The 26,239-nt window shown below is 70.1% G+C and carries 27 protein-coding genes; 16 read left to right on the top strand and 11 right to left on the bottom strand.

Annotated features, from left to right (window positions below; genetic code table 11):
• Complete coding sequence (pdxH, locus tag ACFU5V_RS09035) at nucleotides 1–672, bottom strand: pyridoxamine 5'-phosphate oxidase (RefSeq protein WP_378699065.1); 672 nt, start codon at nucleotides 670–672, stop codon at nucleotides 1–3.
• Nucleotides 673–942: 270 nt separating this feature from the next.
• Between pdxH and ACFU5V_RS09030 the strand changes: the two genes are divergently transcribed.
• Nucleotides 943–2,073: a citrate synthase 2 gene (locus ACFU5V_RS09030; protein ID WP_378698553.1), complete on the top strand. Its 1,131-nt coding sequence runs from the start codon at nucleotides 943–945 to the stop codon at nucleotides 2,071–2,073.
• 41 nt (nucleotides 2,074–2,114) lie between these two features.
• Entirely contained in the window at nucleotides 2,115–3,236 is a 1,122-nt protein-coding gene (serC, locus tag ACFU5V_RS09025) for a phosphoserine transaminase (RefSeq protein ID WP_378698551.1), read from the top strand.
• A gap of 64 nt (nucleotides 3,237–3,300) precedes the next feature.
• Here the strand turns inward: serC and ACFU5V_RS09020 are convergent, their stop codons facing one another.
• Entirely contained in the window at nucleotides 3,301–3,786 is a 486-nt protein-coding gene (locus ACFU5V_RS09020) for a nucleoside deaminase (protein WP_378435170.1), read from the bottom strand.
• A 291-nt stretch (nucleotides 3,787–4,077) separates the two neighbouring features.
• Here ACFU5V_RS09020 and sepH point away from each other — a divergent pair, with 291 nt between their 5' ends.
• Nucleotides 4,078–4,935 (top strand): septation protein SepH, encoded by an 858-nt coding sequence (gene sepH / locus ACFU5V_RS09015; RefSeq protein ID WP_378698548.1) that lies wholly within the window; start codon nucleotides 4,078–4,080, stop codon nucleotides 4,933–4,935.
• A gap of 72 nt (nucleotides 4,936–5,007) precedes the next feature.
• Nucleotides 5,008–5,793 carry a DUF6928 family protein gene (locus tag ACFU5V_RS09010; RefSeq protein ID WP_378698546.1) on the top strand — a complete coding sequence of 262 codons (786 nt, stop codon included), beginning with the start codon at nucleotides 5,008–5,010 and terminating at the stop codon, nucleotides 5,791–5,793.
• A gap of 12 nt (nucleotides 5,794–5,805) precedes the next feature.
• Here ACFU5V_RS09010 and ACFU5V_RS09005 read toward each other — a convergent pair whose 3' ends face one another.
• On the bottom strand, nucleotides 5,806–6,096 hold the full coding sequence (locus ACFU5V_RS09005) for a DUF2537 domain-containing protein (protein ID WP_378699063.1): 291 nt from the start codon (nucleotides 6,094–6,096) through the stop codon (nucleotides 5,806–5,808).
• A gap of 2 nt (nucleotides 6,097–6,098) precedes the next feature.
• Nucleotides 6,099–6,905 carry a TrmH family RNA methyltransferase gene (locus tag ACFU5V_RS09000; RefSeq protein ID WP_378435164.1) on the bottom strand — a complete coding sequence of 269 codons (807 nt, stop codon included), beginning with the start codon at nucleotides 6,903–6,905 and terminating at the stop codon, nucleotides 6,099–6,101.
• Nucleotides 6,906–6,975: 70 nt separating this feature from the next.
• On the opposite strand from ACFU5V_RS09000, the gene ACFU5V_RS08995 reads away from it, so the two are divergent.
• The 6 genes from ACFU5V_RS08995 to ACFU5V_RS08970 all read left to right on the top strand — a co-directional run bounded on the left by ACFU5V_RS08995 (nucleotide 6,976) and on the right by ACFU5V_RS08970 (nucleotide 13,735).
• On the top strand, nucleotides 6,976–7,815 hold the full coding sequence (locus ACFU5V_RS08995) for an SDR family NAD(P)-dependent oxidoreductase (RefSeq protein ID WP_378698543.1): 840 nt from the start codon (nucleotides 6,976–6,978) through the stop codon (nucleotides 7,813–7,815).
• Between the two features lie 61 nt (nucleotides 7,816–7,876).
• Nucleotides 7,877–8,770: an AAA family ATPase gene (locus ACFU5V_RS08990; protein WP_378698540.1), complete on the top strand. Its 894-nt coding sequence runs from the start codon at nucleotides 7,877–7,879 to the stop codon at nucleotides 8,768–8,770.
• The gene (locus ACFU5V_RS08985) at nucleotides 8,767–9,891 is read left to right on the top strand and encodes a VWA domain-containing protein (protein WP_378698538.1); all 1,125 of its coding nucleotides are present in this window, start codon (nucleotides 8,767–8,769) and stop codon (nucleotides 9,889–9,891) included. Before ACFU5V_RS08990 ends, ACFU5V_RS08985 begins: the two co-directional genes overlap by 4 nt.
• 96 nt (nucleotides 9,892–9,987) lie before the next feature.
• On the top strand, nucleotides 9,988–10,512 hold the full coding sequence (locus ACFU5V_RS08980) for a (2Fe-2S)-binding protein (protein ID WP_378698536.1): 525 nt from the start codon (nucleotides 9,988–9,990) through the stop codon (nucleotides 10,510–10,512).
• Nucleotides 10,509–12,884, top strand: coding sequence for a xanthine dehydrogenase family protein molybdopterin-binding subunit (locus tag ACFU5V_RS08975; protein ID WP_378698534.1), 2,376 nt, complete (start codon nucleotides 10,509–10,511; stop codon nucleotides 12,882–12,884). Before ACFU5V_RS08980 ends, ACFU5V_RS08975 begins: the two co-directional genes overlap by 4 nt.
• Nucleotides 12,881–13,735 (top strand): FAD binding domain-containing protein, encoded by an 855-nt coding sequence (locus tag ACFU5V_RS08970; RefSeq protein ID WP_378435154.1) that lies wholly within the window; start codon nucleotides 12,881–12,883, stop codon nucleotides 13,733–13,735. Before ACFU5V_RS08975 ends, ACFU5V_RS08970 begins: the two co-directional genes overlap by 4 nt.
• 13 nt (nucleotides 13,736–13,748) lie before the next feature.
• On the opposite strand, the gene ACFU5V_RS08965 is transcribed toward ACFU5V_RS08970, so the two are convergent.
• The 3 genes from ACFU5V_RS08965 to ACFU5V_RS08955 form a co-directional block, all read right to left on the bottom strand.
• The gene (locus ACFU5V_RS08965) at nucleotides 13,749–15,080 is read right to left on the bottom strand and encodes an MFS transporter (RefSeq protein ID WP_378435174.1); all 1,332 of its coding nucleotides are present in this window, start codon (nucleotides 15,078–15,080) and stop codon (nucleotides 13,749–13,751) included.
• Between the two features lie 248 nt (nucleotides 15,081–15,328).
• Entirely contained in the window at nucleotides 15,329–15,760 is a 432-nt protein-coding gene (locus ACFU5V_RS08960; RefSeq protein ID WP_015888795.1) for a MarR family winged helix-turn-helix transcriptional regulator, read from the bottom strand.
• Nucleotides 15,761–15,793: 33 nt separating this feature from the next.
• A complete protein-coding gene (locus ACFU5V_RS08955; protein WP_276143770.1) occupies nucleotides 15,794–17,248 on the bottom strand; it encodes an NCS2 family permease in 1,455 nt (484 codons plus the stop codon).
• A gap of 76 nt (nucleotides 17,249–17,324) precedes the next feature.
• Between ACFU5V_RS08955 and ACFU5V_RS08950 the strand changes: the two genes are divergently transcribed.
• Nucleotides 17,325–17,576 carry a DUF2530 domain-containing protein gene (locus ACFU5V_RS08950; RefSeq protein WP_378698532.1) on the top strand — a complete coding sequence of 84 codons (252 nt, stop codon included), beginning with the start codon at nucleotides 17,325–17,327 and terminating at the stop codon, nucleotides 17,574–17,576.
• A 30-nt stretch (nucleotides 17,577–17,606) separates the two neighbouring features.
• Here the strand turns inward: ACFU5V_RS08950 and ACFU5V_RS08945 are convergent, their stop codons facing one another.
• The 3 genes from ACFU5V_RS08945 to ACFU5V_RS08935 form a co-directional block, all read right to left on the bottom strand.
• Nucleotides 17,607–18,149: a phosphatase PAP2 family protein gene (locus ACFU5V_RS08945; RefSeq protein ID WP_378698530.1), complete on the bottom strand. Its 543-nt coding sequence runs from the start codon at nucleotides 18,147–18,149 to the stop codon at nucleotides 17,607–17,609.
• Nucleotides 18,139–20,706, bottom strand: coding sequence for an ATP-binding protein (locus ACFU5V_RS08940; RefSeq protein ID WP_378699061.1), 2,568 nt, complete (start codon nucleotides 20,704–20,706; stop codon nucleotides 18,139–18,141). Before ACFU5V_RS08940 ends, ACFU5V_RS08945 begins: the two co-directional genes overlap by 11 nt.
• Nucleotides 20,707–20,882: 176 nt before the next feature.
• Nucleotides 20,883–21,734 carry a DUF3027 domain-containing protein gene (locus ACFU5V_RS08935; RefSeq protein ID WP_378698528.1) on the bottom strand — a complete coding sequence of 284 codons (852 nt, stop codon included), beginning with the start codon at nucleotides 21,732–21,734 and terminating at the stop codon, nucleotides 20,883–20,885.
• 38 nt (nucleotides 21,735–21,772) lie between these two features.
• Between ACFU5V_RS08935 and ACFU5V_RS08930 the strand changes: the two genes are divergently transcribed.
• The 3 genes from ACFU5V_RS08930 (at nucleotide 21,773) to ACFU5V_RS08920 (ending at nucleotide 24,801) form a co-directional block, all read left to right on the top strand.
• Entirely contained in the window at nucleotides 21,773–22,567 is a 795-nt protein-coding gene (locus ACFU5V_RS08930) for a glutaminyl-peptide cyclotransferase (protein ID WP_378698526.1), read from the top strand.
• Nucleotides 22,568–22,638: 71 nt separating this feature from the next.
• On the top strand, nucleotides 22,639–24,309 hold the full coding sequence (locus ACFU5V_RS08925) for an MFS transporter (RefSeq protein WP_378435142.1): 1,671 nt from the start codon (nucleotides 22,639–22,641) through the stop codon (nucleotides 24,307–24,309).
• 6 nt (nucleotides 24,310–24,315) lie between these two features.
• Nucleotides 24,316–24,801 (top strand): DUF2771 domain-containing protein, encoded by a 486-nt coding sequence (locus tag ACFU5V_RS08920; protein ID WP_378698524.1) that lies wholly within the window; start codon nucleotides 24,316–24,318, stop codon nucleotides 24,799–24,801.
• 64 nt (nucleotides 24,802–24,865) lie between these two features.
• On the opposite strand, the gene ACFU5V_RS08915 is transcribed toward ACFU5V_RS08920, so the two are convergent.
• Entirely contained in the window at nucleotides 24,866–25,276 is a 411-nt protein-coding gene (locus tag ACFU5V_RS08915; RefSeq protein ID WP_378442546.1) for a cold-shock protein, read from the bottom strand.
• A gap of 169 nt (nucleotides 25,277–25,445) precedes the next feature.
• Between ACFU5V_RS08915 and ACFU5V_RS08910 the strand changes: the two genes are divergently transcribed.
• Nucleotides 25,446–25,685, top strand: a complete 240-nt coding sequence (locus tag ACFU5V_RS08910; RefSeq protein ID WP_378698522.1) for a hypothetical protein — start codon at nucleotides 25,446–25,448, stop codon at nucleotides 25,683–25,685.
• A gap of 60 nt (nucleotides 25,686–25,745) precedes the next feature.
• Complete coding sequence (locus tag ACFU5V_RS08905; protein ID WP_378442542.1) at nucleotides 25,746–26,123, top strand: YccF domain-containing protein; 378 nt, start codon at nucleotides 25,746–25,748, stop codon at nucleotides 26,121–26,123.
• The last annotated feature ends 116 nt before the right edge of the window (nucleotides 26,124–26,239 follow it).

The following is a 26,239-nucleotide window of genomic DNA, read 5'->3' as shown; positions in this document are numbered from 1 at the left end:
TCACGGCTGCAGCCGTTCCACCGTCCACGAGCCGTCGGCCAGCGACGTCCGGATGCGGTTGTGCATCCGATTGGCGCGGCCCTGCCAGAACTCCACCACCGCGGGGCGGATCAGGATTCCGCCCCAGTCCGGCCGCACCGGGACGTCGACGTCGACGGGGAAACGCTCCCCCGCGTGCAGCAGCGCCGCGTCCAGTTCGGCCCGCGACGCGATCGGCCGCGACTGTTCGGACGCCCACGCGCCCAGCCGGGATCCGCGGGGTCTGCTGTGCCAGTACTCGTCCGTGACCTCGGCACTCACCCGCCCGGCGGGGCCGCGGACGGTGATCTGCCGGGCGACGGGCACCCACGTGAACGTCACCGACGCGTAGGGCACCGCCTCGAGGTGGCGGCCCTTGTCCGATGCGTAGTTGGTGAAGAACAGCACGCCGTCGGCACTCAGCCCCTTGCACAGGACGGTGCGGGTGCACGGGTGGCCGTGCTCGTCGACGGTGCCGAGCGTCATCGCGTTGGGTTCGGGCACCCCGGCCTCCACTGCGTCCTCGAGCCACCGGCGCATCAGGGGAAGCCAGCCGTCGCTCAGCTGGTCGGCGTCCAGATCGGCGTCGTCGTACCGTCCGTCGGCGCCCTGCTGCCCGTAGCCGACGCGCATCGCCGCGAGGTCCTTGTTCACCGGTTTCGGCTGTTCTGCATCTGGAGACACAGCCGAGAACGCTACTCCCGGGTATGCACTGATCTGCTCTCCGGTGACACCGGCTAAAGTTTTGGGGACCGAACCCGTCCCCTCGGATTGCAGCCGCGATCGTGCGATGCCCGGGGACGGCACGGCGATTGCGCGGACGAGGGTGCCTGCCCATCCCGCATGCACGCCCAGCGCAATTGTCGAACGCCGAGACAGTGCCGCTCTGACCGGGGGCACTCGAACGAGGAGAGTCCACGAGCTATGTCAGCTAGCGCGGCAATACCGGACGATTTCGTCAGCGGACTGGAAGGCGTGGTCGCGTTCACCAGCGACATCGCCGAACCCGACAAGGACGGCGGCGCCCTGCGCTACCGCGGCGTCGACATCGAGGAACTCGTCTCCAAGCACGTCACGTTCGGCAACGTGTGGGCCCTGCTCGTCGACGGCCGCTTCGGCCCCGGACTGCCCCCGGCCGAACCGTTCCCCCTCCCCGTGCACACCGGCGACGTACGCGTCGACGTCCAGGCCGGCCTCGCCATGCTCGCCCCCATCTGGGGATACCAGCCCCTCCTCGACATCGACGACGACACCGCCCGCGAACAACTCGCCCGCGCCTCCGTCATGGCCCTGTCCTACGTCGCCCAGTCCGCCCGCGGCATCTACCAGCCCGCCGTCCCGCAGAGACGGATCGACGAGGCGAAGACCGTCACCGAACGGTTCATGGTCCGCTGGAAGGGCGACCCCGACCCCGCCCACGTCGCCGCCATCGACGCCTACTGGGTCTCCGCCGCCGAACACGGCATGAATGCCTCCACCTTCACCGCCCGCGTCATCGCCTCCACCGGCGCCGACGTCGCCGCGTCCCTGTCCGGGGCCATCGGCGCCATGTCCGGCCCGCTGCACGGCGGCGCCCCCGCCCGCGTGCTGCCGATGATCGAGGACACCGAGAAGTCCGGCGACGCCCGCGCCCTGGTCAAGGGCATCCTGGACCGCAAGGAAAAGCTGATGGGCTTCGGGCACCGCGTCTACCGCGCCGAAGACCCCCGTGCCCGGGTGCTGCGCGCCACCGCCAAGCGCCTGAACGCACCCCGCTTCGAGGCGGCCGCCGCCCTCGAACAGGCCGCCCTCGCGGAACTGCGCGAACGCCGCCCCGACCGGGCCATCGAGACGAACGTCGAATTCTGGGCCGCGGTCATCCTCGACTTCGCCGAGGTCCCCGCGCACATGATGCCCGCGATGTTCACCTGCGGCCGCACCGCCGGCTGGTGCGCCCACATCCTCGAGCAGAAGCGCCTCGGCAAGCTCGTCCGCCCCGCCGCCATCTACACCGGGCCGGCACCCCGCACCCCCGAGTCCGTCGAGGGCTGGGACCAGATCGCCCACACCAGCTGACCGTCTCCCCCGCCTGAATCAGTAAGGAACAGAAAGTAGCGATGACCTCCACACCGATCATCCCCGCAGACCTCCTGCCCGCCGACGGACGGTTCGGCTGCGGACCCTCCAAGGTTCGCCCCGAACAGCTGCAGTCGCTGGTCGAGGTGGGCTCCTCGGTGTTCGGCACCAGCCACCGCCAGAAGCCCGTGAAGGACGTCGTCGCCAGCGTGCGGTCCGGCCTCGCCGATCTGTTCTCCCTGCCCGAGGGTTACGAGGTGGTGCTCGGCAACGGTGGCACCACCGCGTTCTGGGATGCGGCCGCATTCGGCCTGATCCGGGAGAAGTCGCTGCACCTCACGAACGGCGAGTTCAGCTCCAAGTTCGCGTCGGTCGCGAAGAACAACCCGTTCATCGGTGATCCGATCGTCGTCTCCGCCGACCCGGGCAGCGCACCCGAGCCGGTCTCCGATCCGTCCGTCGACCTCATCGGCTGGGCGCACAACGAGACGTCCACCGGTGTCGCGATCCCAGTCTCGCGTCCCGCGGGCTCGGAGAACGCGCTCATCGCCATCGACGCCACCTCCGGCGCCGGCGGCCTGCCGGTGAACGTCGCCGACGCCGACGTGTACTACTTCGCGCCGCAGAAGTGCTTCGCCGCCGACGGTGGCCTGTGGATCGCGCTGATGAGCCCGAAGGCGCTCGAGCGGGTCGCGGAGATCAAGGATTCGGGTCGCTGGACCCCCGACTTCCTGTCGCTGCCCATCGCCGTGGACAACAGCTCCAAGGATCAGACGTACAACACGCCTGCGGTCGCGACGCTGCTGCTGCTCGCCAACCAGATCGAATGGCTCAACGCCAAGGGTGGCCTCGACTGGGCCACGTCGCGTACCGCCGATTCGTCCTCGCGCCTGTACCAGTGGGCCGAGGCGAGCGAGTACGCGACGCCGTTCGTCACCGATCCCGCGCACCGCTCGCAGGTGGTCGGCACCATCGACTTCGACGACAAGATCGACGCCGCCCAGGTGGCGAAGATCCTGCGCGCGAACGGTGTCGTCGACACGGAGCCGTACCGCAAGCTGGGCCGCAACCAGCTGCGTGTCGGCATGTTCCCGGCGATCGATCCCGAGGACGTCTCGCAGCTCACCAAGAGCATCGACTGGGTCGTCTCGCAGCTCGGCTGAGACCCGGTACCTACACCCGTCAGCCCCCGGCACCGAAGTGCCGGGGGCTGACGGCGTTCCGGGGTCAGTCCGTGTCGAGGAAACGGTGGAACGGTGCGAGCGCCTCGTCACCGAGATGCGGTCCGCTGACCTCGATCTCGACGCTCGCCGCATCGAGCACGTCGGCGCAGCCCAGCGTGAACCGTGGCCCGTCCGGGAGGATCCGGGAGAAGTCCGCGGACGACGCCGCGTAGACCACCCGCGTGATCCCCGCCCACACCATCGCCGCACTGCACATCGGGCACGGCTCACCGCTCGCGTACATGGTGGCGCCGACGAGGTCGCCCGTCCGGCCTTCACCGCAGGCGGTGGTGATCGCGTCGAGTTCCGCGTGCTCGGTGACGTCGGCGGACGTCGCGACGGAGTTGGCGCCCTCGCTGATCACGTGCCCGTCAGCGCCGACCACGACCGCACCGAACGGCCTGTTGCCCGCGTCGCCCGTCTCGTCGGCGAGTTCGATGGCTCGCCGCAGGTGCGCTAGGTCCACGTCGCCGACATCGCTCTGGCTCATCGACTCAGATCCACTTCTGTTCCGACGCCCCGTTCCCGGGCTCTGTCGATCAGTATGCGCGCCGCGGCGAGGTCCTGGAGGCCGATCCCGACGGAGTTGTCCGGCATGATCGCCCCCGTCCAGGTCACCCGCACACCCCGCAGGAAGGATCGATCGGGAAACGAGGAAGCGTAGCGCGCACGCGACGCCGCGACGGGATTTACCCGCGCGTGTCCTGCCGCGCGGGCTGTCACGAATGAATTACAGTTGCCGGGGTGCAGAGTCGCGAGCCGGCGCGATAAGGAGGTCAACGTGCGAGAGCTTCGAGTGATCGGTCTCGAGCCCGATGGTTCGCACGTCGTGTGCGCAGATGCCAGTACCGGCGAAAAATTCCGGCTTCCCGCCGATGACAAACTCCGCGCCGCATCCCGCGGGGACATCGCTCGACTCGGCCAGATTGAGATCGAAATGGACAGTCAGCTCAGGCCCCGGGAAATCCAGGCCCGCATCCGTGCCGGCGCCTCCGTCGAACAGGTGGCCGACGAGGCCGGCATCCCCCTGGCGAAGGTGGAGCGATTCGCGTATCCCGTTCTGCTCGAACGTTCCCGTGCGGCCGAGATGGCGCAGGGCGGACACCCGGTGCGCGACAACGGACCCGCCGTTCCCACTCTCGCCGAGATCGTCACGCAGGCGTTCCGCGCGCGGGGACACAACATCGACGACGCCGCGTGGGACGCGTGGCGCGACGAGGACAATCACTGGGTAGCCCAGCTGCAGTGGCAGGCCGGGCGGACCACCAACTCGGCGCACTGGCGGTACCAGCCGGACGCGCACGGTGGCACCATCGTCGCGCTCGACGACACCGCGTTCGACCTGATCGACCCCGACTTCGGCCGTCCGCTGCGCGGATTGGCGCCGGTGGCGTCCGACGAACCGGAGCAGCTCGAACTCGCCGAGTTCCCCACCGAGGTGGAGGTGCCGACGATCGAGCCCGAGGAGATCATCGAGGCCGACGTCACCGAGGAGCCCGAGGACGAGCCCGCCTCGCCCGACGAGCCGGCCGCCCCCAAGATCGCCCCGCACCAGACGAACAACAAGGACAAGCGCGGCAAACCCGCCCTCCCCTCCTGGGACGACGTCCTGCTCGGTGTCCGCAGCAGCGGACGCTGACCGTCGGCGCGGTGAGCGAGCCGGGAACCCGGTCGGGGTCGTACTCTTTCAGGAAGACGTCGGAAGAGGGGGATGACCGTGGGGGCCAAGGTATCAACGATTTGGTACGTCGACGTCCCCGACCCTGCGGCTGTTCTGCGCGCTCACCCCGAGCCTGACCTCGCGGCGGCGAAGCGACTCGCCGCCCGCCTCCATCCCGAGCTGGCGGTCACCCCCACCGGCCCGGTTCCGCTGGCCGAGGCCGCGCGACTCGACGCCACCGGGACCGTGCACATCGGCTCCTACCCCGGCATCACCGTCGTGTGCGGGCCCGACCTGGCCGTTCCCCGGCCGTCGACCCTGCCCGGAACCCGCATCCGGCCCACCGAATCCGCGAAGACGTACTACGTCGCATCCAAGCCCGACATCGCGTGGGGCTCGTTCGCGATGTGGGAGGACGGGCACCTGACCCGTTCGTTCAGCGCGACACCGGTCCACATCCACGAGGACCTCGGCATCCCCCTCGTCTGGGAGAGACCGTTCTGGGCGGGCGACTTCCCGCTCGAACACCCGCCGGGCGTGCTGCCCGACCCGCAGTCGCTGCCGTTCCACCCGCAGCAGTTCGCCGAGGGCGCCAACCGGGAATGGCTGAACTTCCGGTACACGGGCGCCCCCGAGGGCACCGAGATCGACCCGAAAAAGATCACCGTGCTCGGTTTCACCGTCCACCCGCCCGGCGAAGGTCCGGAGGTCGAGCCTCCCGCCGAGGTAAGACGACCCGCCGAGGTGGAACGACCCGCCCCCGATCCGGTTTCCACGCCCGCTCCGCCGCCGCCCGCCCGCAAGGGCGGACTGCTCCGCCGCTACTTCGGCTTCTGACGCCTGACGGAGTCAGGCGGCCCCGATGAGCAGTGCCGACCAGCCGGCGAGGACTCCGGCCGCCGCGCCGTACACCAGCCACCGCCACACCGGGGTCCGGCGGAGCCGCCACACCGACGGCGCGACCCCGGCCACCACGACGAGTTCGAGGAACACCGCCAGCGCGGGATTGATCCGGGCGAGCTGCGAGCCGAACGCCATGATCGCGACGGCCACCACCGCCGCGGCGAACGCTGCCACGAGAAGCCCGGTGAACCACGGTGTTCCCGTCGGCGGCGGATACGGGGAGTGAGGGTCCAGGATTCTCACCGGCCCATGCGGACACGCTCGTAGAACGCCATCGCCGCCGCCGTCGCGACATTGAGTGAGTCCGTTCCGGGTGCCATCGGGATGCGGGCACGAATGTCCGTGGCCCGCATGGCGTGTTCGGTGAGACCGGGCCCTTCCGCGCCCAGCAGCAACGCCACCTTCTCCCCCGTCATCGCCTCCGCGAGCGTCACGGCCTCGGGGTTCGGGGTCAGCGAGATCAACTGGAAACCTCTCTCCCGCAACGCTTCCAGATCGTGCGGCCACTTCGTCACGTGTGCGAACGGAACCCGGAGGACGTGCCCCATCGACACCCGGACCGCCCGGCGATACAGCGGGTCGGCGCAGCCCTTGCCGAACACCACGGCGTCGACGCCGAGCCCCGCGGCGTTGCGGAACATCGAGCCCAGGTTCTCGTGATCGTTGACGCCCTCGAGCACCGCGACCGTGCGGGAGTGCTCCAGCACGTCCGACAGTTCGAGGGGCGCGGGGCGCCGCGCCGCCGCGAGCACACCCCGATTGAGGTGGAACCCGACGACCTCGGCCATGACGTCCGCCGTCGTCCGGTAGAACGGCACGTCGACGCCGTCGAGGTCGTCGGCCAGTTCCTCGAGCCGCCGATCGACGCCGAGCAGCGCAATCGGGTCGAACCGGGACGCCAGCAGTCGCTGCGCCACCAGCACACCCTCCGCGATCACCAGGCCCTTGCCCTCGGGGAGGTCGGGACGCCGGTCCGAGGAGTTGAGATCGCGGAAGTCGTCCAGCCTGGTGTCGGCCGGATCTGTTATGTCGATGACGTGAACCACCGGTCCATATTGCCGTATGCGCGGCGTCACAGCGTTGACTCCCCTCCGCCGGGCGCGAAAGCTCGAAGGAATGAAGCACCTGCACGGACGCACGGCTCTGGTGACCGGCGCCTCCGGCGGTCTCGGCCGCGTCGTCGCCCGGGCCCTGGCGCGCGAAGGCGTCGCGGTCGCGGTGTCCGGCAGGCGGGAGGACCTACTCGCGGAACTCGTGGCGGAACTGCGTGCGCTCGGTGTGCGCGCCGAGGCCGTGCCCGGGGACCTGAATCGACTGGACTTGCTCGATGCGCTGATCGAGCGCACCGAGGCCGCCATCGGCCCCCTCGACGTCCTGGTGAACAACGCGGGCGTCGAGAACGTCTCGGCGTTCACCCGGCTCGAGCCCGCCGAGCTCACCGCCATGGTCGACGTGAACCTCACCGCACCACTGCTTCTCACCCGCAGGGTGCTACCCGGGATGCTCGACCGCGGTCGCGGGCACGTGGTGTTCGTGTCGTCGCTGGCGGCGAAGATCGGTCCGGCGTACTGCGCGCCGTACGCCGCGACGAAGGCCGGCCTGATCGGTCTCACCCAGTCGCTGCGCGCGGAGTACGCGGGCGCACCGGTCGGCTTCTCCGTCGTGTGCCCCGGATTCATCGCGGGCGACGGCATGTATCAGCGGATGACCGAACGCGGAATCCGGGCCGGCCGGATGACGGGCGAGACCAGCACCGACAAGGTCGTCGCCACCGTGATCCGGGCGATTCGGCGGGACCTGCCCGAGGTCGTCGAGAGCGGAGCACCGATCCGCCCGCTGCTCGCCCTGGCCCAGATCGCGCCGGGACTCGCCGAGCGGGTGGCCGCGAGGTTCGGTGCCACCGCGATGTTCCGGCGGTTGAGCGAGGACCGCGGCCGAGTGGAGCCGGATGGTTGACGGCGCGCACCGTTGCCCGAGTCGGGTACCGGGGCGTGGGCACTGATCTAGGCTCGCGAACGTGAGTGATTCCACGCCGACGGTCGGTTCGCCCGCGGAACTGGCGCGGGCGCTGGGCGCCACCGGTTACCTCGCCGACGACGGCGTTGCGATGGCCGCGTTCCTCGCCATACGTATGGGACGGCCCCTGTTCTGCGAGGGCGAACCCGGCACCGGCAAGACGTCGCTCGCGGCCGCGTTGTCGGAGGCGTTCGGTCTGCCGCTGATCCGGTTGCAGTGCCACGAGGGCATCGACGCCGCGCAGGCGCTGTACGACTGGGATTTCCCGCGGCAGCTGCTGCACCTGCGGACGCTGGAAGCGGCGAGCGACGGATCGCTCGAGGCCGACACCGTCGAACGCTCCCTGTACACCGAGCGATTCCTGCTGGCGCGTCCCCTGCTGCGGGCCCTCACCGAAGCCCCGTGTGTGCTGCTCGTCGACGAGATCGACCGCGCCGACGACGAGTTCGAGGCCTTCCTGCTGCAGGTCCTCGACGAGAACGCCGTCACCATCCCCGAACTCGGCGAGGTGCGGGCGGCGACACCGCCGCTGGTGGTGCTCACGTCCAACCGCACCCGCGAGGTGCACGACGCCCTCAAACGCCGCTGCCTGTACCACTGGCTCGAACACCCGGATCTGGCGCGGGAGGTCGAGATCCTGCGCCGCCGCATCCCCGGCATCGGGTCCGAACTCGCCGGCCAGGTCGCGCATGCCGTCCGCTCCCTGCGCGAGATGGAACTGCTCAAGCCGCCGGGGGTCGCGGAGTCGCTGGACTGGGCGCGCGCATTGCGGGAACTCGACCGGGACGTACTGGACGCGGAGACCGCCGCCGCGACGCTCGGCGCCGTCCTCAAGTACCGCGAGGACCTCGAGCGCGTGGCCCGGGCGGGACTGGACCGGCTCCTGGCGGGGTGAGCACCGTGCCCGCGACCCCGGACACCGGCGACCCGCTGGTGGGGTTCGCCGGGTTCGCGCACGCCCTCGCGGCGGCGGGACTGCCGGTCGCGTCGGACGCCGTCGCCGCGTTCATTCGGGCCCTCCGCCAGGTGGATGTGAGCGATCCGAGCCAGGTGTACTGGGCGGGGCGCGCGACCCTGTGCCGCGGTCCCGACGACATCCCGCGGTACGACTCGGCGTTCGAAGGCTGGTTCGGCGGTACCGTCCCGTTGCACACGCCGCGGTCCGGGGAGCAGCCCCGCCGGGCCAGGTCCGCCGCCCTGACCGCGACGAACGGCGGCGACACCGGTGGGGACGCGCCGCGGCTGCGGGTCGCGGCCGACGACACCGAGGTGTTGCGTCACCGGGACATCGCCGACCTCACCGCGGCCGAGCGCGCGCACCTCGCCGAGCTGATCGCCGCTCTGCGCCCGCGGCCCCCGACCCGCCCGGCCCTCCGGATGCGTCCCGCCCGCCGGGGCGCCGTCGATCCGCGGCGGACGGTGCGGGGCATGCTGGCCGCGGGCGGCGAACCGGTGCGGCCGAGCCACCACCGCAAGGCCACCCGGCCGCGCCGGATGGTGCTGCTGATCGACGTGTCCGGATCGATGAGCCCGTACGCCGACGCGCTCCTGCGGTTCGGTCACGTCGTCGCGCGGAGCAATCCGGCGGGCACCGAGGTGTTCTCGCTGGGCACCCGGATGACCCGGCTGTCCCGGGCACTGCGGGTCCGCGACCCGGAGGTGGCGCTGGCCGCCGCGGGCCGGGCCGTGCCCGATTGGGCGGGCGGCACCCGCCTCGGCGAGACGCTGCGCGCGTTCCTGGACCGCTGGGGCCGGCGCGGTGTGGCACGCGGCGCCGTCGTGGTGATCTTCTCCGACGGGTGGGAGCGCGGTGACCCGACCCTGCTCGCGGAGCAGATGGCTCAGCTGCGCCGGCTCGCCCACGCCGTGCTGTGGATGAATCCGCACGCGGGCGCGGACGGGTACCAACCGGTGCAGTCCGGGATCGTCGCCGCGCTGCCGTACGTCGACCGGCTGCTCGCCGGCCACAGTCTCGCGACGCTGCAGGAACTGCTCGAGGTGGCGCGCCGGACATGACCGATCCGGACACGGTTCCCCGATTCCGGGTGTCGTTTCCGCTCGGTCGGCGCAGAGTAGGACGTATCACCTGAGGCTCTCGGCTTTGGAGGCGCGATGCGCATCACCGTCACCGTCGACGGAACGGCATACACGGACGACGTGGAACCGCGACTACTGCTCGTCCACTATCTTCGGGACCGGCTCGGCAAGGTCGGCACCGTCATCGGCTGCGACACCGGGAACTGCGGGGCGTGCACCGTTCACCTGAACGGTCACAGCGTCAAGTCCTGCTCGGTGCTCGCCGTGCAGGCCGACGGCGGCGACGTCCTCACCGTCGAGGGCCTGTCCCGCAACGGGAAACTCCATCCCGTGCAGCAGGCGTTCCACGACAACCACGCCCTGCAGTGCGGCTACTGCACCCCCGGCATGATCATGCAGACCCTCGACCTGCTCGCCGAGGAACCCGACCCGGACGAGCGGACGGTGCGGCTGGGGTTGGAAGGCAACCTGTGCCGCTGCACCGGGTACCAGAACATCGTCAGCGCGGTCCAGGACGCGGCGCAGCGGTTGCGCGGCGGCAGCACCGCCGAGACACCGAAGGACGCGAAGACCGACACCGCGCAGGGAGGTGTGCGATGACCGCCACCGCCGAACCGGAAATCGGCAAGGCCCGCACACGCAAGGAGGACGAACATCTGATCACGGGCCGCACCCGCTGGACCGACAACCTCGTCCTGCCCGGCATGCAGCACCTGGCGATCCTGCGCAGCCCGTTCGCGCACGCCCGCATCACCGGAATCGACACGTCCGCCGCCCGCGAACTGCCCGGGGTCGTCGCCGTCCTCACCGGCGCCGACCTCGCCGACGAACAGGGCAGCCTGCCGTGCGCCTGGCCGATCACCCCGGACATGAAGTCGCCGCCCGCCCCGTCCCTCGCGGTCGACCGGGTGAACTTCGCCGGCGAGGCCGTCGCGGTCGTGGTGGCGCGCAGCGCCTACGAGGCGCACGACGCACTCGAGGCGATCGACGTCGAATACGACGACCTGCCGGTCGTGCTGGACCTTGCGTCCGCGGCCGCCGACGGCTCCGACCTCGTGCACCCCGATCTCGAGACGAACGTCAGCGCCACCTGGACGTTCGATTCCGCGGAGGCCGGCACCGGCGGCGACGTCGAACAGGCGATCCGCGACGCCGAGGTGCTCGTCGAACGCACGTTCCGGCAGCAGCGGCTCATCCCGGCGTTCATGGAACCCCGCTCGGTGGTGGTCGACCCGACCGGCGCGCAGATCACCATGTGGTCGGCCACGCAGATTCCCCACATCCTGCGGCTCATGCTCGCGATGACGCTCGGCATCCCGGAGCACAAACTGCGCGTCGTCGCCCCGGACGTCGGCGGCGGTTTCGGCGGCAAATTGCAGGTGACGCCCGAGGAAGTCGTCGCGCTGCTCGTCGCGCGGCGACTCGGCAAACCGGTCAAGTACACCGAGTCCCGCAGCGAGTCGATGCTCGCGGCCCATCACGGTCGCGACCAGATCCAGAAGCTGACGCTGGCCGCCCGCCGCGACGGCACCGTCACCGGCATGAAGGTGGAACTGCTCGCCGACATGGGCGCGTACCTGCGGCTGGTCACCCCGGGCGTGCCGATCCTGGGCGCGTTCATGTTCAACGGCATCTACAAGTTCCCGGCCTATCACTTCACGTGCACCAACGTGTTCACCAACAAGGTGCCCACCGACGCCTACCGCGGGGCGGGACGCCCGGAGGCGACGTTCGCGATCGAGCGGATGATGGACGAACTCGCCACCGAGCTGTCGCTGGATCCGCTGGAGTTGCGGGCGAAGAACTGGATCACCCACGAGGAGTTCCCGTTCGACACGGTCGCGGGTCTGACGTACGACTCCGGCAACTACGAGGCCGCCACCGCGCAGGCCCGGGAATTGTTCGACTACGACGGGCTGCGCCGCGAACAGGCGGAGCGCCGCGAGCGGAAGGACCCCGTGCAATTGGGCATCGGGGTGTCCACGTTCACCGAGATGTGCGGGCTGGCGCCGTCGCGCACCCTCGGCGCGCTGGCCTACGGGGCCGGCGGCTGGGAGCACGCGGCGATCCGGATGCTGCCCACCGGCAAGGTCGAGGTGGTCACCGGTTCCTCCGCGCACGGCCAGGGCCACGAAACCGCGTGGAGCCAGGTGGTCGCGGATCAGCTCGGGGTTCCGTTCGAGGACGTCGAGGTGCTGCACGGCGACACCCAGACGTCGCCGCGGGGGATGGACACGTACGGTTCCCGCTCGCTGGCGGTCGGTGCGATCGCGGTGGTGAAAGCCGCCGAGAAGGTGATCGCCAAGGCCAGACCCATCGCGGCGCACCTGATGGAGTGCGCCGAGGACGATCTCGAGTTCACCGAGGGACGGTTCCGGGTAAAGGGCACCGAGAAGGCCGTCGGCATCGCCGACGTCGCGCTCGCGGTGTTCGCCGCACACGATCTGCCCGACGGTGTGGAGCCGAACCTGGACTCCGAGGCGGCGTACGACCCGGAGAACTTCTCGTTCCCGCACGGCACGCACCTGTGCGCGATGGAGGTCGACACCGAGACCGGGAAGGCCCGCATCCGCTCCTACGTGTGCGTCGACGACATCGGGCACGTGGTCAACCCGTTGATCGTGGAGGGGCAGGTGCACGGCGGACTCGCCCAAGGCATCGCGCAGGCCCTGTACGAGGAGGCGGTGTACGACGAGTCGGGCACGCTGCTGTCGGGTTCGTTCGCCGAGTACTCGGTGCCGTCGGCGGCGGATCTGCCGTCGTTCACCACGGGCCGCACCGAGACCCCTGCCACCGGAAACCCGCTGGGCGTCAAGGGGGTCGGCGAGGCGGGGACGATCGCGTCCACCCCGGCCGTCGTCAACGCCGTCCTCGACGCGGTCCGGCAGTTCGGGGTGCGTGACATCGAGATGCCCTTGACGCCGATGCGGGTCTGGCGTGCCGTCCACTCCGCTCAGGGAGGTGCCCGATGATTCCGTCGAGCTTCGATTACGTCGCCCCGACCTCCGTCGACCAGGCGGTGGCCGCGCTCGCCGGGGCCGGCGAGGACGCCAAGATCCTCGCGGGCGGGCAGAGCCTGCTGCCGGTCCTGCGGCTGCGGTTGTCCTCGCCGAGCACCCTCGTCGACCTGGGCCGGATCGGTGAGTTGCGCGGCGTGCGCGAAGACGGGGACAGCATCGTGATCGGCGCGATGACCACGTACTACGACGTGATCCGCAACCCGCTCGTCCACGAGCACGCGCTGCTGCTCGTCGAGGCGAGCCGCACCGTCGCCGACCCGCAGATCCGGCACCGCGGCACGCTGGGCGGCGCTCTCGCGCATGCCGATCCGGCGGGTGACCTGTGCGGACCCGCGCTGGCCCTCGACGCCACCCTCACCGTGGCGGGCACCGCGGGCCGACGGACCATTCCGGTCGCCGACTTCTTCGAGGGCTACTACACCACCACGATGCGACCGGACGAGATCCTCGTGGACGTGCGGATCCCGAAACACACCGGCTGGGAGGCGCGGTACGAGAAGTTCAACACGGTGGCGGAGGCCTGGTCGATCGTGGGGGTGGCCGCGACGATCCAGGTGGACGGCGGCACGATCCGGCAGGCGCGGGTGGCGCTGACCAACATGGGGTCGGTGCCGGTGCGCGCCCGCGGCGTCGAGGACGCGCTCGTCGGCAAGGCCGCGGACCCGGAGTCGATCCGGGCGGCGGCCGAGCACGCCGCCGAGGGCACCGACCCCGTCACCGACGGCAATGCCGACGCCGAGTACCGCACGCACCTCGCGAGAGTGCTGACCCGGCGGGCCGTGGCGACGGCGGTCGGCGTCTGACCGGTCCGGGCCGTCAGGACCGCGGGTCGCGGCTCGCCTCGACGGCCTGCTCGGTGGCGTCGCAGACCACCACCGGGCGCGGTTCGGGGACGTTGCGCAGTTCGATCACCGGGAGGTAGCGGCCCGCGTCCGGTCTGCGCACCTTCAGCCGCACCCGCTGGTGCCGCATCAGGTACAGCGCCGCGCCGATGCCGCTGACCAGCGAGATCGCGCCGCCGATCACGAGCGGTGCGCGGGGGTCGAGGACGTCGGCCAGCCAGCCCAGAACGGGACTGCCCAGCGGGGTGCCGCCGAGGAAACAGAGCATGTAGATACCCATCACCCGGCCGCGCATCTCGGACGGCACGGACATCTGCAGGATGTTCATCGCCGCCGTCGTGAACGTCAGGGTGAGCGCACCGGTCGGGACGAGCATGATCGCGACCAGCGCATAGGTGGGCATCACTCCGACCAGGATCTCGAACGCACCGAACGCGGCCGCGGCCCCGAGGAACGTGCGCAACCGGGGCGGGGTCCGGCGTCGCGCGGCGATCGTGGCGCCGGCCAGCGTGCCCACGGCGAGGGTGGTCGACAGGAGTCCGTAGGCGTCCGCGCCGCGATCGAACGTGTTGCGGGCGAGGACGGCGAGACTGATCGGGAAGTTCAGACCGAACGTCGACACCATGAAGACCGCCACCATCAGCACCCGCAGGTCGGTGCGACTCCACACGTAGCGGAAACCCTCCCGGACCTGCCCTTTCCCGCGTTCCGCCTGGGGTGCCGTGAACAGGTCGCGGGCATTCATCATCAGCAGGGCGATCAGTACACCGGTGAACGTGCCGACGTTGAGCAGGAACACCCAGCCCGTGCCGATGAGGGTGATCAGCACACCGGAGATCGCGGGGCCGATGATCCGGGCCGTGTTGAACGTCATGGAGTTCAGGGCGATCGCATTGGGCAGCGAATCCTTGCCGACCATCTCGATCGTGAACGACTGCCGCGCCGGCGCGTCGATCGCGGACGCGCAGCCCATCAGGAACGCGATGAGATAGACGTGCCACAGGGCTACCAGTCCGCCGACGTCGAGCAGGCCGAGCACCAGCGCGCACAACGCCATCGACACCTGTGTCGCGATGAGGATGCGCCGCTTGTCGTACCGGTCGGCGAGGACGCCGCCCCACACGGACAGGAACAGGGTCGGGCCGAACTGCAGGGCCATCACGATCCCGACGGCGAGCGCGTTGCCGTTCGACAACGTCAGGACGAGCCAGTCCTGCGCCACCCGCTGCATCCAGGTTCCGACGAGGGAGACGATCTGCCCCGACGCCCACAACCGGTAGTTCCGGGTGCGGAGAGCGACGAACATGCCGGTCTTCGGCTGGTCTGGGGCGGTGGTCTCGGATTCGGGCGGCACCCCTCCATCTTCCTCCCGACACCGGCGCGCCCTCGACCTGCCCCTGCGCGCGCTGCGGCGGCCGGGCGACCCGAGAAGCCGATTGCGTTCTCCGGCAGATGGTTTGCTCCGCGACGTCGCGGGAACGGAAAACCCGGACCGGGCCGGGTGGAGCCGAATGCCGTTGTACTACTGCGCAGCTGCCGATGAGCCGCGGCGGCTCATTCCGACTCGGCGACGATGGACGTGATGATGCCGACCGCATCGCGGAGGGTCTTCAGCTGAGACTCGTCGAGCCCGGACAGCCGCTCGTTCATCCACGCCTCGCGGGCGTGCGTCTCGTCGGCGATCAGCGCGTGCCCGGCGTCCGACAGCGTGACGATGATCTGGCGTCCGTCGGTGGGATGCGGCGCCCGCTCGACCAATCCCAATTCGACCAGCGACGCGATGACCCTGGTCATCGACGGCGGCTGCACCTTCTCGCGGGCCGCCAGATTGCCCGGCGTCATGGCGCCGTCGCGGGCGAGGGTGGCCAGAGCCGACAGCTGGGTCAGCGATACCTGGGCGTCGACGCGACGCCCACGCAGGTGACGCGTCAGGCGCACGACAGCCAGGGAGAGGTCGCTGGCGAGTGCTCGCGTATCCGTGGTCACGGGAATGACAATACGGGACCGATCGGCCGCCGTTTACGTTACTGCGTCGGTGATCGGACCGACCGCGAAGTAGGCCACGAACAGAAGCGCCACCACCCACATCAACGGGTGAATCTTCTTGATACCACCGCTCGCAGCATTGAGGACGACCCACGAGACGAATCCGACGCCGATGCCGTTGGCGATCGAGTACGTGAACGGCATGACGGCGATCGTGAGGAACGCGGGCAGCGCGATCGAGAACTTCGTGAAGTCGATGTCCCGGACCTGGCCGATCATCATCGCGCCCACCACGACCAGTGCCGGCGCGGCCGCCTCGATCGGTACCACCGAATACAGCGGGGTCAGGAACATCGCGGCCAGGAACAGCAGTCCCGTCACGACATTCGCGAGTCCGGTGCGAGCGCCCTCGGCGATACCGGACGCGGATTCCACGAAGACCGTGTTGGACGACGCGGAGGCCCCGCCTCCGACGATCGCGCCGGTGCCCTCGACGACCAGGGCCCGTCCGATGTTGGGCAGGTTGCCGTCCTCGTCGGTGAGGCCTGCCTCCTTGCCGAGCCCGGTCATCGTGCCCATGGCGTCGAAGAAGTTGGCGAGCACGAGCGTGAACACCAGCAGGCTGGCCGCGAGCACGCCGATGCGGGTGAACGCCCCGAAGATGCTGACGTCGCCGACGAGGCTGAGATCCGGAAGTTCCGCCAGCACATCGGGAGCGGCGGGGACGCTGAGGTTCCACCCGTGGGGGTTCACGCCCAGGGACGGTCCGACACCAGCGACGGCCTCGATGATCGCGGCGAGAACGGTGGTGACGACGATGCCGATCAGCAGACCGCCGCGCACCTTGCGCACCACCAGGACACCCATCAGCAGCACGCCGAACACGAACGTGACGGTCGGCCAGGACGAAATCGATCCGTTGATGCCCAGACCGACGGGGACGGTGGTGCCCGCGACGTCGGGGATGCGCCGCACGAACCCGGCGTCGACGAGACCGATGAACGCGATGAACATGCCGATACCGGCGGCGATGGCGGATTTCAGCTCGGCGGGAATGGCATTGAAGACGGCCGTCCGGAAACCGGTGAGCGCCAACACGACGATGATGACACCGTCGATCACGACGAGACCCATCGCCTCCGGCCAGGTGACCTGCGGCGCGATGGTGACGGCGAGGAGACTGTTGATGCCGAGGCCCGCCGCGATCGCGAAGGGGTAGTTCGCGACGACCCCGAACACGATGCTCATCAGCCCCGCCACCAGGGCTGTGACCGCGGCGACCTGGTTCACGGGGAGGATGTTGCCGAGGACGTCCGTCTTGGCGACGGCGTCGTCCGGAGAGAAGCTGCCGAGGATGAGCGGGTTCAGCACCACGATGTACGCCATCGCGACGAACGTCACCACACCGCCGCGAATCTCCGCGCCTACCGTCGAACCACGCTCGGTGATCTTGAAGTAGTTGTCGAGCAGTTTCGGAGCAGCACCCATTGTTCAGTCCCCATCGCCAGAAGTCGCGCGTCGCCCTTGGAGATTAGGGCACCACGGCGAGGGTAGCGTTCATTCGGTGAACGAAACCGCAGATCGCCGACCCCTCACTCAGCGCCTCGCCGACCCGCGACCTGCGCTGATACTGGGAACCTCTGCGTGGGCGATCGCGATGGTCGTGGTGATCGTCACGGGCGACCGGTGGTCGGATGCGCTTCCGACGTGTATAGCCGGTGTCGTCGTCGGATTTCTGGGGTACGGATTGTTCGCGTTGCAGCGGCGGGCGGCGCGGCGCGGCAGCCGCGGGGCACAGCAGGGACTGCTCCAGTGACACAGCAGGGACTGCTCGAGTGATGCAGTCCTAGGCTTGCGCGCGATGGGGCCGGGTGCGGGTCAGCAGGATCCAGAACGCAGCCCACAGCGCGCCGAAGGCCCACCCGGCGAGGACGTCGGTCATCCAGTGCGCGCCGAGGTAGACCCGCGACAGCCCCACCGCCAGCGTGTACAGCACCAGCAGGAAGACGAGTGCGATCCGGACGTGCCGAATCAGCACGTCCCGGAGCACGACGGCGACGAGCACGCTCGCGAGGATCGCGGTCATCATCGCGTGACCGGACGGGAACGAGAACGACGAGATCTCCACCAGCCGATCCGGCAGTGGCGGGCGCTGCCGCTCGAACAGATTCTTCAGCGCGGTCATCACGGCCAGACCGGACAGCATCGCACCGGCGACGAGGACGGCTTCCCGCCGGCGGTCCTGCAGCAGGAGGGCCACTGTCAGGACGGTGGACACGATCCAGGCGGCGACCGTTCCGCCGCTGTGCGTGATGACGGTGACGACGTCGATCAGCCCTGGTGTGCGTTCCTCGACCGCGCTGTCGAGGATGCTCTGGTCAAACGACACCGGCGGCGCCCCACGTGCCCTCGGCCCACGACTCGGAACAGTGGGTGGTGCCCTGCTCGTCCACCCACCACGGGACCGCGATCTCGGTGTCGACGGCGCCCGTGAGCTTCACCGTGAGCTGGGGATGGACGACGACGGGTCCGCGGGGCAGGTCGCGGCCGAGTGCGGCGAAGGCGAGGACCGCGGCGGGTTCGCGATCCCACGAGGAGTCCCGTCCGGAGCCGGTGACGGTGCCGCGGATCGCCGTCGAGGCGAGCGGGACGTCCAGCAGATCGGCGAGGGACTCGGCGGTGTCCAGGCTGCCGACCACCAGGCGCTCGCGCGGCACCGCGGCGGCCAGCCACGGTTCGTCCAGCACCAGGGCGTCGGCGGGGTCGACCAGGGTGCCCGTCAGGCCGCGCACGTGTTCGGGCAGGTGAAGGTCCTCGAGGTCGAGGAGGTGCGCGGCCGCGGCCGACGCGAGCAGGCTGTGGGCCCGCGCGCCCACCGCCGGGGTCGGTTCGCGATCCGGGTCGGCCAGCCGGTCCAGGAGTAGCTGCGCGAGTTCCGGAGAGTCGACCGTCGCGGGGGCCAGTGCGGCGGCGAACACGGCGGATTCCGGGTGCTCGACGGGGTCGAGCAGTCCGGCGAACGTCTCGTCGTCGGGGTCGCGCAGCAGACCGAGCACCTGGCCGTCCAATTCGGCGTTGTGTCGCAGCCACCAGGCCGTGTACCCGGCGCGGTCGGCGAGCAGCGGACGCGTCGCCGGGTCCCGGGCGAGCATCGTCAGCGCCTGCGGCCAGCGGTCCTCGTCCACCAGGTCCAGGTCGCGCACCGCCCCGATCACGTCGGGGTCGTCGTCGAGCGTGTCCCACCAGCGGTCCTCGTCGTCGAGGTCGTGGTCGGGTCCGGTGGGGAGTTCGGCGCGCAGCACGGTGAAACCCCAGCCGACGCCCACGGCGCGGAGAGCGTCCTCCCCCACCCGCTCCGCGAACGCGGAGTCCACGCCCGCGAACGGCGAGTCGTCCACCAGGACCTCGGCGAGTGGCGCACCGGGCAACAGCAATTCGTCCGCACCGCGCAACTCCCCGTCGACGTCCGGCAGGGGCAGCAGGCCGAGCCACGACGGCAGGACGCCCGGGTCGACGCGGCCTGCGAGCGCGAGCACCGCGACCGACAGTTCCTCGGCAGCCGCCGCGTCGTCGGGATCGAGGTCCTCGATCTCGGCGCGCAACGCCGGATCCGAGAGCAGGTCGACGGCCGTGGCCGTCTTCGCGCCGAGCCTCGACAGCAGCGGGTGCGCGGCGCCGGGGTGGACGAGCCTCGTCCAGTCGACACCGAGCACTCCGTCGATGTCGTGACCCAGCAACACCGTTCGCGGGCCGGTCACCGTGCGGCCGTCGGACAGCGGAACCGGGATCGACGCCAGTTCCTCCGCCGCGAGGGCGTCGACGGCCAGCGGTTCGAGCGCCGCGTACAGGCGCTGCCACCAGGACGGTGCCCGTTCGACGCCACTGAGCAGTTCGGTGAGGCGGGCCAGGCCGAGGCGGTGGGCGTCGACGGCGGCGAGCGCGGGCGCCCAGCGGGGGCCGGACAGATCCGGGACGACCAGGCCGTCGACGATCTCGGCGAGCAGTTCCGCGAGTTCCTCGGTCAGCCCGGGGACCACCGATGCCCGGCCCGGGGCCTTGTCCGTGCCGTCGACGGTCGGCAGCCAGGGGTGCTCGCGGAGTTCGGCGACGAGATGGTCGCGCAGCGCCGAGTCCACCTCGCTGCGGGCGAACGCGGGGACGGGGACCAGCGACAGTCGCTGGTCGGGCGGCACTGCGGCCACGAACTCGGCGTATCCGGTGGCCAACTCGGCGATCGCGGCGCCGGGCAGGATGCGCCTGCGGTCGGGTTGCATGGCGATGTCGGCGACGAGGATCGCCGGTACCGACAGTTCCTCGTCCGACCGGGTGGGGGCGCGCAGCACGTCCTCGGTGACGGGTGCGACGCCGCCGTCCCGGACCGGGACGAGCCAGCGGGCCCGCCCGGACTCGTACTGCCACCAGCGGTCGTCGCCGACCGCGACCTCGGTCAACCCGGAATCGAGTGGTCGTTCGCGTCGGCGGAACTGCTTGCCGCCCACGGTGATCGAGACGAGCGCCGGGAGTTCGAGCAGAAGGTCGGGGGCTTCGCGGGCCATGTACGCGAGCAGCGACTCGGCGTCCACGTCCTCGCGCAGCGTCAGCACGACTTCCGACTCCGCACCGGCGGCCGGGCGGTTCTCGGTGGGCCACGCCAGCCGGAGGGCAGGCACACCCGCGCCCGGGTCGGCGCCGTCGAGGGCCCGCAGTTCCGCCCTGGTGCGGTCCGCGGAGAACAGCACCGAACCGGACGTCGACCGCAGTTCGACCTCGTCGCTCACCGACAGCACCGCCGTGAAGCCGACGCCGTAACGGCCGACGGTGGCCCCGGACTTGTTCGACGCCCGCAACGCGACCAGCGCCTGCACTCCCGGCTCGTCCAGCGGTGTGCCCGTGTTGGACACACTGAGGACGCGTCCGTCGAGGTGCACGGACAGCTCGCCGGGCACCTCGGCGCGGGCCGCGGCGTCGGCCGCGTTCTGCGCCAGCTCGGTGAGGAGCCGGTCGCGGTAGCCGGCGCGGGCCAGGTCGGATTCGGCCGCGGCGTCCTCCCGCAGGCGGGTCGGGGACGTGCGCCACGCGAGGAGCGTCGAATCCCTCAGTGCGGCGGTGCCGAAAGGATCGGCTAGCTGGTCGATGCGGATTCCCCGGCCTCGGCGACCTCGGCGGCAGCCGCCGTCTCGGCGTCGGCCCCCGTCTCCGTTGCGGCCCGTTCGACGACCTCGACGGCGCCGTCGTCGTATGCGTCGTACTGCGGCGAACCGGCGCCCGAGGGCAGCAGGGTGTCGGAGTGGGCGCCACACCCGTACGTGACGTCGACGACGTGCCCGTCGGCGGCCATCTCGTTGCCGCACACGCCGAACGCCCCGTGCAGGGCCCCGGCGAGCGGGAGGTAGAAACCGCACAGCCCGCACGTCGACGGCGCAGCCTTGGCCATCTCGGAATCGGGGCCGTAGTCGCCGTCGTGCCAGCGCTGGGCGGCGTCGAGGCGACCCTCGAGGCTCAGAGCCTGCTTACGGCCCAGGCCCAGTTCGAGGGCGGTGTCGTCGATCTCGGGATCGCCCGTCGCGACATAGCCGGGGACGAGGCGGGGGTCACCGGCCGGCGGTGCCAGCAGGTCGCCCGCGGACAGGTCCCCGGGGCGAATCCGCTGGTCCCACGGAATCCATTCGGGTGCGACCAGTGCATCGGGTCCCGGGAGGAGGGCGAGTTCGCTGACGGTGGCACGGTCCGATTCGGGATCGGCGGCCACCACCACCGCCCACTGCCAGCCCCGGTAGCCCGGAAGGTCCGCAACGAAACGGTGAGTCGCGGCGCACTCGTCCTCGGACGTGACGCCCAGGTAGTCGCCGACTCTCCCTTCCTGCAGTTCGACCACTGCGGTTCGGGCGAGCTCGACGGCGTCGGTCAGTACGGGACGCGCCACTGCGCGCTCGTCGGAAGAAGCAACACTCACACCACCAGTTTGCCGCACCACCGCAAGCGCGTGCCCACCTGGGCTGTCATGCTGGTCCGATGACCGGCCGGAGGCACCTCGTCCCAGCCCTGCTCGCGGTGGCGTGGGTGGTCACCGCATGCTCCCCGCAGAGTCCGGTGGCCTCGGGCGCGCCCGGCGCGGACCTTCGCGCCGAGATCGTCCGCACCGTCGACCACGACCCGAATGCGTTCACCCAGGGACTCGAGATCGACGGCACCGAACTGCTCGAGGGCACCGGCCGCCCCGGTGAATCCTGGGTGCAGGCCACCGACCTCGACAGCGGCACGGTCCGGGTACGCGCCGAACTGCCGTCCCCGCTGTTCGGCGAGGGCATCACGGTGAGCGGTGACACGATCTGGCAGCTGACGTGGCGGGACGGGGTCGCCGTCGTCCGGGATCGCGCGACGCTCGCCGAACAGCGGCGGGTCCCGTTCGACGGCGAGGGGTGGGGCATCTGCGCAACGCCCGGCGCGCTGGTCACGAGCGACGGGTCCCCCACCCTCACGTTCCGCGACCCCGTCACGTTCGAGCCCCGGCGCACCGTGCAGGCGGTGCAGGACGGCAACCCCGTCTCCCGGCTCAACGAACTCGAATGCGCCGACGACGGCGCGATCTACGCGAACGTCTGGACGGCCGACACCCTCGTCCGCATCGATCCGTCGGACGGACGGGTCACCGCGGAGATCGACGCAACTGCCGTCCGCGACGCGCTTCCGCCCGGCCCGCGGGACGTCGACGTCCTCAACGGCATCGCCCAGATCCCGGGAACGGACCGGTTCCTCGTCACCGGAAAGTACTGGCCGGCCATGTTCGAGGTGCGGTTCGTTCCCTGACAGGCCGATCTGACCAGCATCGGCCGGGGTTGCTGTGGTCGCATGTCTCCCGACTAGGACAGAATTAGGGAGTGACCGGACCGCGCGAACCCTCCGAGCCTGACGGCGGTCGGGCTCCTGACGAGAATTCCGGGCCCCCCGTTCATCCCGGCTACGACAAATACCCGCCCGCGGCACGCCCGGGAGGCCGGCGCACGCCGCTGCCGCCCCTGCATCCGGTCGGCGGCGGGCAGCGTCCCCGGTCCGACGAGGAGCGGGCGGACGCCCCCAAGGCGCCGCCGATGCCGCGCAAGCTCACCGTCACCCGGGTGGCGGCGATGCGCAGCCGGGAACTCACCAACAAGGGCATCGCGACGTTCCACCGTGCCGCCAAGGCGGACGGTGCGGACAAGTCGGGTCTCACCGCGCTCACCTACGCGGTGATGGCCAACAACGCGACCGACGCGGCCATCGCAGTCGCCCTGGCGAACACGCTGTTCTTCTCGGCCGCGACGGGCGAGGACAAGACGAAGGTCGCGCTGTACCTGCTGATCACGATCGCCCCGTTCGCCGTCATCGCTCCCCTGATCGGTCCGATGCTCGACCGCCTCCAGCACGGCCGCCGCGTCGCGCTGGCCACGTCGTTCGGACTCCGGACGATGCTGGCGATCGTCCTCGTCTTCAACTTCGACAGCTGGGTGCTGTATCCGGCGGCGCTCGGCATGATGGTGCTCAGCAAATCGTTCTCGGTGCTCAAGAGTGCGGTCACCCCACGTGTGCTGCCACCGGAGATCGACCTCGTGCGCGTCAACTCCCGGCTCACCGTGTTCGGGCTGCTCGGCGGAACCATCGGCGCGGGCGCCCTCGCGGGTGGTCTCGCCATGGCCACCGGTTCCGTCGGCGCGCTGTGGCTGGCGGCCGTCATCACCGCACTCGGCGCGTACCTCTCCATGCGGATCCCGTCGTGGGTCGAGGTCACCGAGGGCGAGGTTCCCGCCACCCTCACGTACCACGGCGACGAACACCCGACCGAGGTGATCGGGCGCACCCGGGTGCTGCAGCCCGAGGCCCCCGCCACCGCGAAGTCCGGCAAACGCAGGCAACCGCTGGGCCGCGCGGTCATCACCGGGTTGTGGGGCAACAGCACCATCCGCGTGCTCACCGGATTCCTCACCCTGTACATCGCGTTCGTCGCGAAATCGAAGACCGACCACGAACCGCTGGTCCAGGCCGCCATGCTCGGTCTGGTCGGCGCGGCCGCCGGCATCGGCAACTTCGCGGGCAACGCGGCGGGCGCCCGCATCAAGCTGGGCCGCCCCGCCCTCATCGTGCTGCGCTGCACGGGCGCCGTGTGGATCATCGCCGTCCTCGCCGCGATCACCGACAATCTCCTCACCGCCGCACTCGCCACGCTCGTCGCGTCGGCGGCCAGCGCCCTGGCCAAGGTGTCGCTGGACGCGTCGCTGCAACACGACCTGCCCGAGGAGTCGATCGCGTCCGGATTCGGACGTTCGGAGACCGTCCTACAGCTGAGCTGGGTCGTGGGCGGCGCGCTCGGCGTCCTGCTGCCCACCGAATACTGGATCGGGTTCTCGGTGGTCTCCGCCGTCATGACCGTCGGGCTCGTCCAGACCGTGCTCACGTACCGCGGCAGCACCCTCCTGCCGGGACTCGGAGGAAAACGCCCCGACCTGGCCGAACAAGAAGTGACCGAGCACCACTCGACCCACCGGGCCGACCGATCGACAGGAAATGTGACGTAAGTGAGAATGCAGGCGCGAACCAAGAAGATCCTGGCACTGATTGCAGTGGGGCTGATCGTGGTCCTGGTGGCCTTCGTCGGAGTCCTCTACACACTGGTCCGCAACTCCTCGCCCCGCCTGCCCGAGATCACGGCATTCGCGCACGACCGGGCCGAGCAGATCGCGCCGCTCGGCTACTGCAACCTGTATCTCGAGGACTGCGAGACCGGCGACATCGCCCAACTCGACGTGCCCCCCGGCTCGTCGCTGCAGCTGTCGTTGCCGCCGGAGATCGTCGACGCGCCGTGGCGCATGCTCGTCGTCTACCAGGATTCGTCGGGCCAGCTCCTCGTCCAGGAACAGGCGCACCGCGCCGGTGAGACCCGCGCCGTGACCGTGCCCTCCTCGGAAGACCTGCAGCTGGCCGGCGTCGAGATCCAGCTGCCGTCCGCCGTCATCGACGAGCAGGGGCTCACACAGGCACGGGCCGCCTGGTCGATCAAGACCGCCTAGAACGACACGCCCACGAAGAAGGGCCCCGCGCTGCCACAGCGCGGGGCCCTTCTCGTCGGACGAATCAGCTGTCGAGTTCGCGTGCGACGGCGCGGACCACCTCGGAGATGCGCTGGGCGGTCTTGCGGTCGGGGTACCTGCCCTTGCGCAGGTCCGGCTGGACCTTCGCCTCGAGCAGCGTGATCATGTCCTCGACCATGCCGTGCAGTTCGTCCGGCGTGTGCTTCTTGGCGGACGGCTCCTTGCGCGCGGCGTTCTGACGCAGCGACGGCGCAGGGTCGAGCACCTTCAGGCTCAGCGCCTGGGGTCCGCGCCGACCGGCGGCCATGCCGAACTCGACACGCTGGCCGGCCTTGAGGCCCTCGACGCCCTCGGGAAGAGCGGACGAACGCACATAGACGTCCTCCCCCTCCTCCTGCGACAGAAAGCCGAAGCCCTTTTCGACGTCGTACCACTTCACCTTGCCGGTCGGCACCGCGTTCACCCGCTCATCACTTGGAGTGCAGTTGGTTGCACTTGGTATTGGTTGCACTTGGTATGCAAAACAGCGCGCCCCACCTCTGGTGCGGGACGCGCAGTGCCCACAGTCTACCTTGCAGACACCCCCTCCGGCATTCGGGTTTCCAGGCACTATCGTTGCTGGTGTGGCCCACGAATCGACTCCTTCGAGCACTCCTCACACACCCCGGAGGGGCGACGGACTCCTGCGGGTCGCACTCGCTCTCTTCGCGATCGGCTTCGTCGCGATCGTGGCGATCTTCCTGACCCCGGCGCTGTCCGATTCCGAACCGGGTCTCGTTCTGTACCTCGTCGCCCTTGCCTGCCCGATCGGATTCCTGCTCGGAATCGTGGCGGCACTGAGGCAGGGCAGACGCTCGCGCTGACACACCCGACCACCGGGCATTCCCGACCACCGGGCATTCCCAACCACCGAGGGGACGATCATGAGAATTCTGCTCAATATCATCTGGCTGGTCTTCGGCGGTCTGTGGCTGGCGCTGGGGTACTTCGTCGCCGGAATCCTGTGCTGCATCCTGATCATCACGATCCCGTTCGGCATCGCGTCGTTCCGGGTCGGCGTCTACGCGCTGTGGCCGTTCGGTAAGACCGTGATCGACAAGCCGACGGCCGGTGTCGCCTCCCTGATCGGCAATGTCATCTGGTTCGTCATTGCAGGTCTGTGGCTCGCGATCGGACATGTCGTCACGGCCGTCGCCATGGCGATCACGATCATCGGGATCCCTCTCGCCGTCGCGAACATCAAGATGATTCCCATCTCGCTGATGCCCCTCGGCAAGGACATCGTCGACGCACCGCGGTGATGTGAGCTTACTCACATAACGGCCCGGTAACGGAAGGGCAACGGGACGGCGATAGCCACGTCTCGTCGCCACTAGCTGGGAAGAGTCCCGGCGCGCCCAATGAGGCCCCGCAACAG

This window comes from Rhodococcus sp. NPDC057529 (genome assembly GCF_042802055.1).
GTDB lineage: Bacteria > Actinomycetota > Actinomycetes > Mycobacteriales > Mycobacteriaceae > Rhodococcus_F.
The sequence above is the reverse complement of the archived record's forward strand: the minus strand, read 5'-3'. Positions and strand labels throughout refer to the sequence as shown.

Excerpts from the sequence above, each read along its gene's own strand:
- ACFU5V_RS08995 (WP_378698543.1), top strand. The coding sequence starts at position 6,976 with ATGAAGCACCTGCACGGACGCACGGCTCTGGTGACCGGCGCCTCCGGC.
- ACFU5V_RS09030 (WP_378698553.1), top strand. The coding sequence starts at position 943 with ATGTCAGCTAGCGCGGCAATACCGGACGATTTCGTCAGCGGACTGGAA.
- ACFU5V_RS08905 (WP_378442542.1), top strand. The coding sequence starts at position 25,746 with ATGAGAATTCTGCTCAATATCATCTGGCTGGTCTTCGGCGGTCTGTGG.
- ACFU5V_RS08930 (WP_378698526.1), top strand. The coding sequence starts at position 21,773 with ATGACCGGCCGGAGGCACCTCGTCCCAGCCCTGCTCGCGGTGGCGTGG.
- ACFU5V_RS08955 (WP_276143770.1), bottom strand. The coding sequence starts at position 17,248 with ATGGGTGCTGCTCCGAAACTGCTCGACAACTACTTCAAGATCACCGAG.
- ACFU5V_RS08975 (WP_378698534.1), top strand. The coding sequence starts at position 10,509 with ATGACCGCCACCGCCGAACCGGAAATCGGCAAGGCCCGCACACGCAAG.
- ACFU5V_RS08970 (WP_378435154.1), top strand. The coding sequence starts at position 12,881 with ATGATTCCGTCGAGCTTCGATTACGTCGCCCCGACCTCCGTCGACCAG.
- ACFU5V_RS08980 (WP_378698536.1), top strand. The coding sequence starts at position 9,988 with ATGCGCATCACCGTCACCGTCGACGGAACGGCATACACGGACGACGTG.
- serC (WP_378698551.1), top strand. The coding sequence starts at position 2,115 with ATGACCTCCACACCGATCATCCCCGCAGACCTCCTGCCCGCCGACGGA.
- ACFU5V_RS09010 (WP_378698546.1), top strand. The coding sequence starts at position 5,008 with ATGACCGTGGGGGCCAAGGTATCAACGATTTGGTACGTCGACGTCCCC.
- ACFU5V_RS08920 (WP_378698524.1), top strand. The coding sequence starts at position 24,316 with ATGCAGGCGCGAACCAAGAAGATCCTGGCACTGATTGCAGTGGGGCTG.
- ACFU5V_RS09020 (WP_378435170.1), bottom strand. The coding sequence starts at position 3,786 with ATGAGCCAGAGCGATGTCGGCGACGTGGACCTAGCGCACCTGCGGCGA.
- ACFU5V_RS08965 (WP_378435174.1), bottom strand. The coding sequence starts at position 15,080 with ATGTTCGTCGCTCTCCGCACCCGGAACTACCGGTTGTGGGCGTCGGGG.